Here is a 13,538-nt window from a genome sequence, read left to right on the forward strand (position 1 = left end):
GCAGATGATCGCCCATCCCTGGCGAGGTGCGCCGGACTTAAGGCTCCAGCGTGGTGTCCCGATCGGGGTACGTCCCGTTGGTCCAGCACCCTCCCCAGGTGCAGGGGAGGCCGGCGTACACGCCTCCCCTGGCCCCATCCAGGGGCAGATCAATAACCGCCCCATACCACAGGCTCCCCTCCTGGTTGTTGCCAAAGGAAACCTCGTCAGTAAAGACCACGATCCCGTCGATCTCCACCGTTAAATAGGCGGGCACCCGGTGCCAGGCGTTGCCAAAATAGCTCGCATACACCCCCACGTGATAGCGCCCCGGCTCCGGGTTGGTGTGCACCAACACCTCATCGGTATAGGGCGACTGCGCGTCGCTCAACGAGAGCGTTGAGCCGCCCCAGGTCGTCCAGGCATTGTTCCAGTACACACAGCCCGGACCGCTGAACATCCCTGCGGATTGCGGGCAATAATAAATATCGAGATCCGGCTCCACGATAGAGCCCTCGTACGACCACCACAGCTCAACGCGCACCTCCGAGGGCAGGCTCGAGTCATTGCCCACATCGGGGTCATTGCCCACATCGGGGTCGCTGCCCACATCGGGGTCATTGCCCACATCGGGGTCATTGCCCACATCGGGATCGCTGCCCACATCGGGGTCGCTGCCCACATCGGGGTCATTGCCCACATCGGGGTCACTGCCGGTGTCGGGGTCACTGCCGGTGTCGGGGTCACTGCCGGTGTCGGGGTCATTGCCCACATCGGGGTCATTGCCCACATCGGGGTCGCTCCCCGTATCGGGGTCGCTGCCCGTATCGGGCCGCGGATTGGGATCATGGCCAGCGTCCGGCGTCCCGCTGTCTTCGTCATTGCCACCCACATCCGGGCCATCGCCCTGGCGAATGGGCTCCTCAATGCACTCGGGCGAAAACGCATTGCCAGCACAGGGATCGAGCTGCTCGACGCTCTCCGCACAGCCCACCATCCACAACACCCCCATCACCACGCACGCTTTTATTTTCACCTTTCGGCTCCGCATCTCTCTGTCATCGCTGCGGCTCTCACGTCGCCGCCCATCCATGCATTACAATACGTTAACCCTCGACGGAGACGCGCCGATTGTCAAATTCGCCCGCGCCAGAGGCAAACGCGGCGGCCTCCTCCCAACACTCGGGAGGGGCCGCCGTCTGATCACGCAGGGCAATCGCAAAGTGGGTTCCCACCACCCGCCACCGTAGGGGGACCCCTTGTGGGTCCCCGCCCTGGGAGTTCCGGAGGGGCACAAGACCCCTCCCTACGGATTGGGTGGGGGCTCCAAAAAAAACCTTGTGGGACGTTGCGATTGCCCTGCCTGATCACGCGATCTGTCTTTTCGTTTAGTCGAGATACACCATCGTGTCGTAGAGCCCGCCTCCCACACACGTGTTCTGCGCGCTGTTCACACAGTCCGGCCCCTCGCTGATGCCCGCGCCGCCTCCAGAGCGCAGCTCGGGCCAGTCCAGCACCGCCGCGTACCACATCGTCGCCGAGGTATCGAAGACCTGGGTGGCTCGGTAGACCTCCACATCACCGACCAACACCTTCACCGTTGCGTTGATCTCACCGACCCCCACGCCGGTGCCGTCGTCCCAATACGCCTGCACGCCCAGGTGGTAGCGCCCGTTCGCCGGCGTATCGTGCTCAATATCCTCGACCTGCCCGGCGTCATCGGCGTCATTCCAGAGCACCGCGATATTCGTCTCTCCCGGTCCCCACTCCTGAATGTCATGCTTCCAGTAGACGCAGCTGGCGTCCTCCAGAGAGTTCACGCCATCTTCGCAGTAGTAGAGATCCAGATCGGAGTAGACCACGTCCTCGGGCTGAGACTCCGTCCACTCCAGCAGAATCGTCACGGTCTCCGATGTCGGATCAGGAGCGACGTCGGGTTCCTCAGTGACATCGGGTTCTTCGTCCACGTCGGGCTCTTCGTCCACGTCGGGTTCTTCGGTGACATCGGGCTCAGCATCGGGCTCCTCGGTGACATCGGGCTCAGCATCGGGCTCCTCCGTCACATCGGGCTCCTCGGTGACATCGGGCTCCTCCGTCACATCGGGCTCCTCGGTGACATCGGGCTCTTCGGTGACGTCGTTGCCCGCATCAAGCTCGTCACCGGAGTCGTCACCGGTGTCCGTATCGCTGACGCACCGTTCATCGGTGTCATCGCCGGTGCAGACCGGCGCGGGATCGTCGGTGGCGCAGGCGGCCAGGCTCAGGGTGATCAGCAATGCAAATAGATTCAGGGGGGCGGACGATTTCACAGACAACTCCTACAGGGGGTAGCGCGCATGGTGCGGGTCATTCAGGGCAGGGCGGCGATTGGGGCAGCGAGCTCTGGCAGCGCAAGCGCGACCATAACATTGTGGCCGGGCCGCGCAAACAAAGGCCATCTTGCGTGATGGGAGGCCTTTGTATAGACCAGAGAGCAGTGCTGATACCAAATCCCGGCCCTCTGGCTCCCTGCAAAAGAGCCTGTGAGAGCACGGTCGACCCCTGGAGCTTCTCCTATGTTCACCTCTCTGCGCCGCCTCGGGCTTGCCTCGCTCTGCCTGCTCGCGCTCTCCGCCTGCAACCTCGACGACGCCGCCCCTGAAAGCCAGCTCGCTGCGGCCGGTGACGCCTGCACCTCCGACACGGTCTGCGCCTCGGGGCTCTGCCTCACAGGCGACGCGGTCTGCGCTGCGACCTGCGAAGACACCTGCCAGGGCGACGACCTCGTCTGTACCGAGGGCCACTGCCTGCCCGCCGACTATTGCGACGAGGGTGTGGGGCCGGGCTGCGCCCCGACCACCTGCGAGCCGGGCTGCCACGCCGACGCCACCTGCGACCTGGAAGCGGCCGGCGGCCCCGCCTGCGCCTGCAACGATGGCTTTGAGGGCGACGGTTTGAGCTGCACCATCATCGAGACAAACCCCTGCCTCGAGGACAACGGCGGCTGCGGCGACCCGGGCACCGTGCAATGCGACGCCGTCGACGATGAAGAGAGCGGAGAGCTCGTCGCCGAGTGCACCACCATCAACCCCTGCCTTGAGGACAACGGCGGCTGCGGCGACCCGGAGTTCTTTGCCTGCACCAACACCGAGGTCGGTGTGGGCGAATGCTCCGAGATCGACCTCTGCGCCACCGACAACGGGGGCTGCGGCGACCCGGCCCGTTACGAGTGCATCCCCCTGAGCGGCCAGGCACCCCTGTGCAAGTTCGTCGCCTCCTGCGACGTCGAGCACACCGCTCCGCTGCTCGAAGACACCTTCACCAGCCTCTCCGACCCCTCCACCGCCTTCGATGAGAAACCTTTTCTGGTGGTCAACCCGCCAGAAAAAGCTCGCAGCTACGAGCAGGTGTACGAGTACAGAGCTCGCGATCGCCATGAGAGCTACCTGAGCTTCGACATCCGCGATCTCCCCGAAGGCTTCCCCGTCGTCGGCGCTCGCCTCGACATGGTGGGCTTTGACGGAATGGCCTGGGGCGGCACGCGCAACACGTTCGTCAACCTGGTGAGCAACGACTGGCGCGCCGCCGAGCTCCGCTGGGAGAACGCCCCGGAGACCCTGGCCGAGCGCCTGGGCTACTGGTTCCTCTGGTACGGTGGAGAGGCCGTCGATCGCGCGGTCTCCGCTGAGAGCGCCGAGTTGGCCCAAAAGATTCAAGAACTCCGTGAGGAGGGAAGGGTCTCGCTCAAGCTCACCGCCCCCGACTACACCACCCTCTATTACTCCAGCGAGCACGAAGAGCGCGACAAGCACCCCCGGCTCACCCTGACGGTGCGCGAGTGCAACCAGCCGGTGCTCCTGCCTGACGCCAACGCCACCGTCAGCGGCCGCGAGCCCGGCGAAGCTCTGGGCGAAGGCGATGGCCTTGTGGCCGACCGCGACCGCTCCGAGTTCTACGTGCGTTTTGATATGTCGCAGATCCCGGTGGATGCGGAGATCGTCGGCGCTCAGCTTGACCTTGTGGCCATCGACGCCACCAACTTTGGCGGCGACGCCACCTTCACCCTCGACTACCTCACCACCGAGGTCTGGGGCGAAGCCTCCGTCACCTACGACAGCCGCCCCGACGCCGCGGGCGAAGAGCTCGCCACCTTCACGCTCGACACCTCCACCGATCGTGACCCGGCCCAGCGCGTCACGCTGGACACCTCCGCGCTCTTCGAGACCGTGGTGGAGCGCTTTGAAGCCGAGCAGTCCATCAGCCTGCGCGTCACCGCCTCCGGCGACGCCGCAACCTTCGCCGGCCGCAACCACCCCGAGAGCGCCTGGCGTCCGCGTCTGACGGTAATTTACGAATAATTCGATGAGGTTGCCGGGCGCTTTACGCCCGGCGACGTCACTCCATCGTCCTGATCGACCCGGCCCGTTCGCCCCATTGGCGAGCGGGCTTTTTTACGTCCGCACGCTTCGACGCCAACGCGCAGAGGACGCCTCGCCCGGGTCGCCGCGAGGGTCGTGCAGGCCGACGCGTTTCACAAAACAACATACAGGCAAAAGGCGGCTTGCCCTGGCGGGCCGGGTTAAGGCATGTAGTGGCCTACCTCGAAGGCGTGAGCCTTTATCTTTCCCTTTTACAATCTTGATTTAGTTTACGGCGTCGCGAACGGATGGTGACGTTGATGGCCGCTGCGCAACGCAGTGGCCGCGATTTTTATGTCAGCTCGTCGCGCACGACTTCAGGAGTCCCTTGATGCTTTCATGGATGGGCCGTGTTGGCCTTATGTTCTGTCTCGTCGGCCTTATTGCTGCCTGCAGCGCCGACGATGACGCTCGCCACCCCGACGATCACCAGGAGCCCACAGGCTGCACCCTTGATGAGGACTGCGACTCGGGCCTCTGCCTGGCCGACGCGCAGGCCTGCGCCGCCACCTGCGACGACTCCTGCCAGGGCGACCTCGTCTGCACCGAGGGCCTGTGCCTGCCCGACGACTACTGCGATGAGGAGGGCTTTGGACCGGGCTGCGCCCCCGCCACCTGCGAGCCCGGCTGCCACGCCGACGCCACCTGCGACCTGGAGGCCACCGGCGGCCCCTCCTGCGTCTGCAACCCCGGCTTTGAGGGCGACGGCCTCGACTGCACCATCGTCGAGACGAACCCCTGCCTCACCGACAACGGGGGCTGCGGCGACCCGGAGCTCGTGCAATGCGACGCCATCGAGGACGGCGAAAGCGACGAACTCGCTGCGCAGTGCACGACGATCAACCCCTGCCTTGATGATAACGGCGGCTGCGGCGACGCGGCGTTCTTCGCCTGCACCCACCTCGATGTGGGAGAGGCGGAATGCACCACGATCGACCCCTGCCTCACCGACAACGGGGGCTGCGGCGACGCCGAGTTTTTCCAATGCGACGCGCTGGAAGATGCGGAGAGCGGTGGTCTGCTGGCGGAATGCAGCGTGATCGACCCCTGCCTCGACGATAACGGGGGCTGCGGTGTGCCGGAGTACTTCCAATGCGACGCCATCGAGCACGCGGAGAGCGGCGGTCTCATCGCCGAGTGCAGCGCGATCGATCCCTGCCTCACCGACAACGGCGGCTGCGGTGTGCCGGAGTACTTCCAATGCGACGCCATCGAGGACGCCGAGGGCGGCCACCTCGTCGCCGAGTGCAGCGCGATCGACCCCTGCCTCGACGACAACGGGGGCTGCGGTGACCCGGCCCTCGTGCAATGCGACGCCATCGAAGACGCCGAGGGCGGCCACCTCGTCGCGCAGTGCACCACGATCAACCCTTGCCTTGACGATAACGGGGGCTGCGGCGACCCGGCTTTTTTCACCTGCACCCACACCGGGGTCGGGGTGGGCGAGTGTGCCGATGTGGATCTCTGCGCCGACGATAACGGGGGCTGCGGCGATCCCGCACTCTATGCGTGCGTTCCTCGCTCCGGTCAGCTGCCCCTCTGCCGCCTGGCCATCGCCTCGTGTGAGATCGACTATCAGGCACCGCTTACTCACGATGTCTTTCTCAGAATCAACCGTCCGGACGAGACCTTTGACCTTGAGTTCCTGGCGATCAACCCGACCGGCTCAAACAGGTTTTTCTACTTTGAACCCTATCCCTACCTTTTGAGCTCCCGCCATATAAGCTTTCTGCAATTTGACCTGAGCGAGCTTTCGCCGCGCGCCTTCATCCGTAACGCAGAGTTCTACTTCTACATCTTCGGCAACGTCGGCAACACCGGGTCGATTAACATACGTGTTCCCTCACCGGTGCATGATATGGGCTCACTCATCTGGCAGGATGTGCAAAATATGACCTTTGAAGATCTCGGCAGCATACCGGTGGGCAACTTCACCGACGGAGAGATTCTGGAGAGGACATTCTCAAATCAAGAACTCGCCGACGCATCGCACCAGGCCATCGCGCAGGGAGCGCTGAACCTGGTGATGACCCCCGACATGGTTTCCAATGCGTTGTTCTTCTCCAGCGAGCATCCCGAAGAAGCCTACCATCCGCGCCTGGAGCTGCAGGTCCAGGCATGTTGGGAGCAGGTCAACGCCGCTCAAGAGAGTGCCATGGTGAGCGGGCTTTTCTCCGACAGGGTCTTTGAGGAGTCGGTGGAACTCTCTGCCAATTCGCTGGCCGGCGACGAGTTCTACCTGCGCTTTGACGTCGGCGCGCTGCCCCCTGGCTCGCGAGTGGTCGATGTCCGCCTGACGCTGCACCCCCGAAGCGTGTGGGACGAGAGCACCCTGATGCTCGACGCGCTCACCGAGCCCTGGGAGCCCGGCGTCGTCACCTACATCACCCGCCCGGCGGCCACCGGCGTCGCCCTGGCCAACGCCACGCTGGCGGAGGGCTCCCGGGAGGTGGTCGAGCTGGAGAGCGATGCGCTCTTTGCCCACGTCCTGGAGCGCTATGAGGCCGGTCAGACCGTGGACCTGCGCGTCAGCGCCCTCCAGGGCGACACCATCTTCCACGGAAGCGAGGCCCTTAACACCGCGCTGCGTCCTCGCCTCACCGTGATCTACGAGTAACGCAACCCTCGCGTGTTCTGCCCCGCTCAAAAGACCCCGCTCGCCAGGCTGGCAAGCGGGGTTTTTTCATGCGCGCCAGAGTGCGCTACAACCTCCAGCACCCCCCGGCGCTCCCCATGCGCCTTGATTGGTGGTTCAGCTCGACGAGGTCGTCATCATGGTCTTCTGCCCGATCGTCCAACACGCTCGACAGCTCCTGCTCCTCCTGGCGACGATCGCGCTGGGCCTCCTGAGCGCCCCGATTATCGCCAGCGCGCAAAGCCCCGACACCGCCTCAAACGCCAACGACCTGCAACTCGCCATCGAAGCCTACGTCGACAAGGGCCACACCCGCGGCGCGGTGGCCTGGCGGCTCAACGCCGACGGCTCCGAAGAACAGGCCCGCGTGGGCATCGACCAGAGCACCTACGACGCACGCTTTGAGGCCGGCTCCATCACCAAAGTCTTTAGCTCCATCCTGCTGGCCGACGCCGTGCTGGCCGAGAAGGTCACCCTGGACACCTCCATCGCCGCGCTCGGAGCGCATCGCTGCGAGCTGGCTCCCGAGGTCGGCAGCATCACATTAAAGCAACTCGCCACCCACACCTCCGGGCTGCCCCGGCTGGCCCCGGGCCGCGGCCTGTTGCGCGGGATTCTGCAGCCCTCGGACCCCTATGCGGGCTCCACCCGCGACGAGCTCTTCGAGGCCATCTGCACCCTGGAAGCCGAGGACCTCCACGAGCGCGGCTCCGTGAACTACTCGAACTTCGGCGTCGCGCTCCTCGGCCGCCTCCTCGAGGAGGTTGACCTGAGCCCCCTCGACCCCACGCTCAGCCCCGACGCGTCGTATGAGGAGCGCCTCCAGGCCCGCGTGCTTGAGCCCTTGGGCCTCACCGAGAGCGACTTTGAAGCCGCGCACCCCCACACCGTGCCCGGCCACCGCACCAACCACACCCCTGCCGGCCCCTGGCACCTCGACGCCTACAACCCCGCCGGCGGCCTGCGCACCACGCTGCCCGATCTTATTGCCCTGGCCCGCAACGCCCTGGCCGCAGACTTCCCCCCGCTGGCGCTCACCCTTGAGCCCCACCACCTCGACGAGGAGGGCGACCCCGAGATCGGTCTGGGCTGGTTTTTCCAAACCCTCAAAGCCGACGACCCCGACGCCTCGTCAGAGACCCTCATCTGGCATAACGGCCGCACAGGCGGCTATTTTGCTTTCATCGCTCTGGCCCCCGAGAGCGGCCGCGCCGTGGTGCTGCTCACCGACACCTCCCACGGCACCGGCTTCGCCGTCGATCTTCTGAGCGAGCCCTCGCCCGAGCCGCCCCCCCTTGACCCCTCGATCTTCTTCATCATGGTCGGGCTGCTCTTCCCCTGGCTGGCCCCCCTGGCCCTACTACGCCTCCATCGCCGCCTCACCCTTACCCCCGAGGACGCCGAGGCAGACGAAACGCCCCCCGAGGCGTCGTTCCTCAAACGCCTCACCGCCTCCCTCAACCGCCAGCACCCGGCCGGCCGCCTCGACGCCATCAGCGCCGCGCTGGAGGCCACCTTTTTGTTCATCCTCACCCACCAGCTCGGCGCCTGGCAGGTGTTGCCGAAGGCGATCTGGTGGGCAGCCCTGGTGCTCACAGTGGGGCTGGGCGTGCGGGTGGTGCCCGCGGTAGTGCGCGCGCCCTGGTTTGGTCGGGAAGGCTGGAAGGGGAGGGCGGTGACGGTGCTCAACGGGGTGGTGGCGGTGGGGTTGGTGGTGTGGATGGTGGGGTAGGGGGGGAACGTTGGTCGGGCCAAAAGCGCAAAAAAAATAGTTTTGCCCGTGTTTCGCGATCGTCGTGCCCGATCTCTCTTTAAATACAAACATTTAACGGTGGCTTTGAGGGGGGGGTTGCGAGTTTCATTGATCGTTTAACATAAAAATACACCTTTGATTTTCTGCCCGATCTCCCTTTTACTCGTCCGCACTGACAACCGAGCGGTACGACGTGGAGGGAGAGATGGGCTATCGAGCGTTCTTTGAGCACGTAACAGGGCATGCGCCATACCCTTACCAGCAGGCATTGGGTGAGGGGGCATGGCCTGATCTGATCGACATTCCTACCGGCCTGGGCAAGACCGCCGCGGTGGGGCTTGCGTGGCTTTACCGCCGAAGCATCGGCGACCCACGCACCCCTCGGAGGTTGGTGTGGTGTTTGCCGATGCGTTCGCTGGTCGAGCAAACCCACGCAAACTTCAAGAGCTGGGTGGAGGCCGCGGCGTCTTCGTTTGAGACGCCGCCCACCGTCAACATGCTTATGGGCGGGGCGCAGGAGCTCGACTGGGCCACCCACCCCGAACGTGATGCGGTGATCATCGGCACCCAGGACATGCTCATCTCCCGTGCGCTGATGCGCGGCTACGGCATGAGCCGCTACGCCTGGCCGATGCACTTTGCCTGGCTGCATAACGACGCCCTCTGGATCTTCGACGAGACCCAGCTCATGGGCGTGAGCGTGCCCACCAGCGCTCAACTTGACGCCTTCCGAAAGGCTCTGGGCACGGCCTACCCCTCACATTCGGTGTGGATGAGCGCCACGCTCAGCGATGACCTGCTCAACACCGTCGACCACCCCGCTCCCGACGAGGGCTGGCGCACCCACCAGCTGGGCGCGCTCGATCACGAGCATGACGCCGTGCTCATGCGCACCGGCGCGACCAAGGCCCTTCATAAGGCATCGGTCACCCTCGACCGCGACGCCGCCAAAAAGGGCAAAGACCTTGACGCCCTGGCGGCATCCATCATCGACGAGCATATCGACGACTCGCTCACTCTTGTGGTCGTCAACCGCGTCAATCGCGCTCAGCAGCTTTTTGAGGAGCTTCAGAAAATCGCCGGTGAGGTGCCCGTCACCCTCTTGCACTCCCGTTTCCGGGGCGCCGATCGCCGTCGGCATGCCGAGGCACTGCATCAAGAAGGCGGCCGTATCATCGTCGCCACCCAGGTCATTGAGGCCGGCGTCGACATCTCCGCGCGCACCCTCTTTACCGAGCTTGCCCCCTGGCCCTCCTTTGTGCAGCGCGTCGGTCGCTGCAACCGCTACGGGGAGTTCGCCGACGCCCGCGTCTTCTGGATCGACCTTGAGGCCCAGAACGAGAAAGATGGCGACGTGCTCCTCCCTTACACCTTCGAGGAGCTTAACGAAGCCCGCGCTATCCTTCGTGACCTCGACGATGTGGGGCCTGCAAGTGTGAGCGCCATCGACTGGCAACCCGCGCAGACCATCTACCCCATCCTGCGCCGCCGCGATCTGCTCGAGCTCTTCGACACCACCGCCGACCTAAGCGGCAACGATCTCGATGTTTCTCGCTACATCCGCGACGGCGACGACACCGACGTGTCGTTCTTCTGGCGCGAGATTGCTGACGAGCGCCCCGCGGATGACCTTCAGGCGCCAAACGCCGATGAGCTCTGTCGCGTCTCGTTAGGCCAGGCCCGCGACTTCGCTGCCAACAAAAAGACCAGCGTCTGGGGTTTCGATACCGTCGACGGGTGCTGGCGAAAGCTCAACAAAAACAATCCGCCGCGCTCTGGCGATGTCGTGCTCGTCGACGCCGCCAGTGGTGGCTACACCCCCGAGCTGGGTTTTGTCGGGCCTCCCAAACGCAAGTTTGAACCGGTGCCCGATTTCAGTCTCAACGCCGCCGCGAGTTCTCTGGAAGACATCGCCGAAGATCCCCGCACCTACGTTGGCGGCTGGCTTACCCTGGCCCAACACAGCGCTGATGTGGTCGATGCGACCAAAGACCTGGCCGACACCCTCCAACTCCCCGAACAGTGGCAAGGTTGGCTGAAGGAAGCCGCACGCTGGCACGACGTGGGTAAAGCCCACCCGGTGTTCCAGCAGATGCTTTTAACGCCCCGGAAGGGCAGCGACGAGCCCCCGGCTAACCCCAATACCCTCTGGGCCAAGTCCGACCATCGCCGGGGCAAAGCCTCTCGACCCTACTTCCGCCACGAGCTGGCCTCGGCCCTGGCGTATCTGGCCGGTGCCCCTCCCGGCCGCGACACCAACGCCGTGGCGTACCTGATCGCTGCCCACCACGGCAAAGTCCGCCTGAGCATCCGCTCTCTGCCCGCCGAAGTTCCGCCCGAAGACGGGCGCCTCTTCGCTCGTGGCGTCCACCAGGGCGACGCGCTCCCCGCCATCACTTTCGCCGACGGCAGCACGCTTGAGGCCACCACCCTCGACTTGAGCCCCATGCGCCTGGGCCCCAACTCCTGGCTGGAGCGTTGCCTGGATTTGCGCGACGCCCCCGAGCTCGGACCCTTCCGCCTCGCACTCCTCGAATCCCTGCTTCGCCTGGCCGACCACCGCGCCAGCGCACTCGCTGACCACGATCAGGAGGCCCGATGAACCCCACCACCACCATCGCCCTGACCGGCTGCAAACCTTCCCCGCTGGCCCACTACCTCAAAGCTCTGGCCATTCTTCGGCTGGTGGCCGAACAGGCCGACCCCGGCGCCCGCGGGTATTGGAAAGACGACCAGTTTCATCTGGTCAGCCGCCTGTCAAAACCCGAGCTCGTCGCGTTTTTCCTCAATGACTATCAACCATCACCAATAATCGCGCCGTGGAATAATGGCGGCGGGTTTAATCCAGATGGCCAACGCACGGCCCATGAGACGTTGCAGTCCATCGTGCAAGGACAGTCTCCTCGTCATGCAAAGCTACGGAATGCCATTCATGTTGGCATGGAACAACGGGATCGACTCGGCATCACAGGCGACGGTGCAGCCTTCGCTCAAAGTGATGACCGAAAGGCTCCTTTGCTTCAGGCGTGTCGCGCACATCTGGATGATGACGCCCTTGAATGGTTCGATGCTGCCATCGTGCTTTTGGATGATGGGCCTAATTATCCACCGATCCTCGGGACAGGGGGCAACGAAGGAAAGCTCGACCTGACGAGCAACTACATGCAACAGCTCAACGAGGTGCTGAACCCGGATTCGGGGTTGCCAACCCCTACCGCTGAATCAGCTCTGATCGGGGCGTTTTTTGATCAAACGATTGATGTCCTGACAAAAAATGCCATCGGCCAGTTTTTGCCCGGGTCGGCAGGGGGCGCAAACAGCGCTGCGGGATTTGACGGCAAGGCCGTCATCAACCCGTGGGATTTCGTTCTCATGATGGAGGGCGCGTTGCTCTTTGCGTCAGCCTCGTCTCGCCGGCTGGAAAACGTAGGCGGTGGCGCGATGAGCGCACCCTTTACCGTGCGCGCCTCTTCCGTGGGATATGGAAGCTCGAGTTTAGGCGATCTGACAAAGTCTCGCGGCGAGGTCTGGTTACCTCTGTGGTCCGAACCGGCTTCCTATGCCGAACTCAGGTCACTCTTTTCAGAAGGACGCGCGACGGTGAATAAACGCGCAGCCAAGAGTGGTGTCGATTTTGCCCGAGCGGTCGCGTCTCTAGGTGTGGATCGCGGTATCGTCGCGTTCGAGCGGACCGCTTTTCACGAACGTAACGGCCAGGCCTTTTTTGCTATCCCCCTGGGTCGTGTGCCCGTTGCTCGTAACACTCGCGTCGACCTGCTAAACGCGATCGACTACTGGCTCGATCACTTCTTCTACAAGGCTGGCGCAAAGACGGCGCCTGCACGAGTGGTCTCGGCCGCGCGTCGTCTGGAGCAGGCGATCTTCGCGCTGACACAGCAGAACACTGCTCAGGGCGGCGCACCCTTACTCGGGCTTCTTCTCGCGCTGGGCAACGCGCAGCGCGCGTTGGCTGGCAGTTATGCCTGGAGCAAGGACCCAAAGAATGCACTTCGTCCGCTAATCCTCGATGACCCACGGTGGGTGCTCGATGCCTACGATCAGAGCGCTGAGTTTCGCCTGGCTGCGGCGCTAGTCAGCCTGAAAGGCCGCTTTGGTAAGCCCGGCTCGGCCTCATCCCGGCAACTTCGCCTGCGTGAGCATCTGGAGCCGGTGACACCGCTCAAAACAGGCTGGCGCTGGGCCGAGAATCCCTCGCGCGATGTGGTCTGGAATGTCGCCCGTCCCCTGGAGAGCATGCAGGCCATCTTGAAACGTCGCCTCATCCTCGCCAGCCAGACCGGCTGCACCCACTGGCCGGACCTCGGGGAACGCAGCGCACGTCTCGAAGACGTCACCGCCTTCATCGAGGGGCGCATCGACGAACAAAAATTCGGGGAGCTGGTGATCGCGCTGAGCCTGATGAGCGGCATCCCGACCCTTCCTGCATCTGAGCATGACGCCTGGGGGCCGGACGCCATCTACGGTCTCTTAAAACTCTGCTTTGCGGGCTGGGAGGTGCGCGAGACGAAGGTGCCTATCAACAGCGCCATCATCCATCGTGCGCTGGCCGGCTCCTCCTTTGCGCTGGCCACGGCCAGCCGTCGCCTTCGCGCCAGCGGCCTGGCGCCGGGCGTCGACGTGGTGCACGCCAGCTCAGCGCAACTTCAGCGGGCCAGCGCGGCGCTGCTCTTCCCGCTGGCGTCTCGCGACATTGATCGCCTGGCCCGCGCGCTGCTGCGCCCTGAAGAAAGCACCTGAATTGTTCAGTCTTTCA

Annotated in this window: 7 protein-coding genes; 5 read left to right on the top strand and 2 right to left on the bottom strand. The window is 64.3% G+C overall.

Going from position 1 to position 13,538, the window contains the following annotated elements:
- Positions 1–37 precede the first annotated feature (37 nt).
- Positions 38–1,015, bottom strand: a complete 978-nt coding sequence (locus FRC96_RS12140; RefSeq protein WP_146974753.1) for a hypothetical protein — start codon at positions 1,013–1,015, stop codon at positions 38–40.
- 352 nt (positions 1,016–1,367) lie between these two features.
- Positions 1,368–2,288 carry a hypothetical protein gene (locus tag FRC96_RS12145; RefSeq protein WP_146974754.1) on the bottom strand — a complete coding sequence of 307 codons (921 nt, stop codon included), beginning with the start codon at positions 2,286–2,288 and terminating at the stop codon, positions 1,368–1,370.
- 246 nt (positions 2,289–2,534) lie between these two features.
- Here FRC96_RS12145 and FRC96_RS12150 point away from each other — a divergent pair, with 246 nt between their 5' ends.
- The 5 genes from FRC96_RS12150 (at position 2,535) to cas8g1 (ending at position 13,522) form a co-directional block, all read left to right on the top strand.
- The gene (locus tag FRC96_RS12150) at positions 2,535–4,316 is read left to right on the top strand and encodes a DNRLRE domain-containing protein (RefSeq protein ID WP_146974755.1); all 1,782 of its coding nucleotides are present in this window, start codon (positions 2,535–2,537) and stop codon (positions 4,314–4,316) included.
- A 391-nt stretch (positions 4,317–4,707) separates the two neighbouring features.
- On the top strand, positions 4,708–6,993 hold the full coding sequence (locus FRC96_RS22140; protein ID WP_230470186.1) for a hypothetical protein: 2,286 nt from the start codon (positions 4,708–4,710) through the stop codon (positions 6,991–6,993).
- A 130-nt stretch (positions 6,994–7,123) separates the two neighbouring features.
- Complete coding sequence (locus FRC96_RS12160) at positions 7,124–8,743, top strand: serine hydrolase domain-containing protein (protein WP_146974756.1); 1,620 nt, start codon at positions 7,124–7,126, stop codon at positions 8,741–8,743.
- A 226-nt stretch (positions 8,744–8,969) separates the two neighbouring features.
- Positions 8,970–11,366 carry a type I-G CRISPR-associated helicase/endonuclease Cas3g gene (gene cas3g, locus FRC96_RS12165; protein ID WP_146974757.1) on the top strand — a complete coding sequence of 799 codons (2,397 nt, stop codon included), beginning with the start codon at positions 8,970–8,972 and terminating at the stop codon, positions 11,364–11,366.
- Positions 11,363–13,522, top strand: a complete 2,160-nt coding sequence (gene cas8g1, locus FRC96_RS12170; protein WP_146974758.1) for a type I-G CRISPR-associated protein Cas8g1/Csx17 — start codon at positions 11,363–11,365, stop codon at positions 13,520–13,522. The genes cas3g and cas8g1 overlap by 4 nt, the downstream gene beginning before the upstream one ends.
- The last annotated feature ends 16 nt before the right edge of the window (positions 13,523–13,538 follow it).

It is taken from the genome of Lujinxingia vulgaris (assembly GCF_007997005.1).
GTDB lineage: Bacteria > Myxococcota_A > Bradymonadia > Bradymonadales > Bradymonadaceae > Lujinxingia.

Bases quoted from the DNA above. Each gene is read 5' to 3' on its own strand.
- FRC96_RS12150 (WP_146974755.1), top strand. From the start codon at position 2,535: ATGTTCACCTCTCTGCGCCGCCTCGGGCTTGCCTCGCTCTGCCTGCTC.
- FRC96_RS22140 (WP_230470186.1), top strand. From the start codon at position 4,708: ATGCTTTCATGGATGGGCCGTGTTGGCCTTATGTTCTGTCTCGTCGGC.
- cas3g (WP_146974757.1), top strand. From the start codon at position 8,970: ATGGGCTATCGAGCGTTCTTTGAGCACGTAACAGGGCATGCGCCATAC.
- cas8g1 (WP_146974758.1), top strand. From the start codon at position 11,363: ATGAACCCCACCACCACCATCGCCCTGACCGGCTGCAAACCTTCCCCG.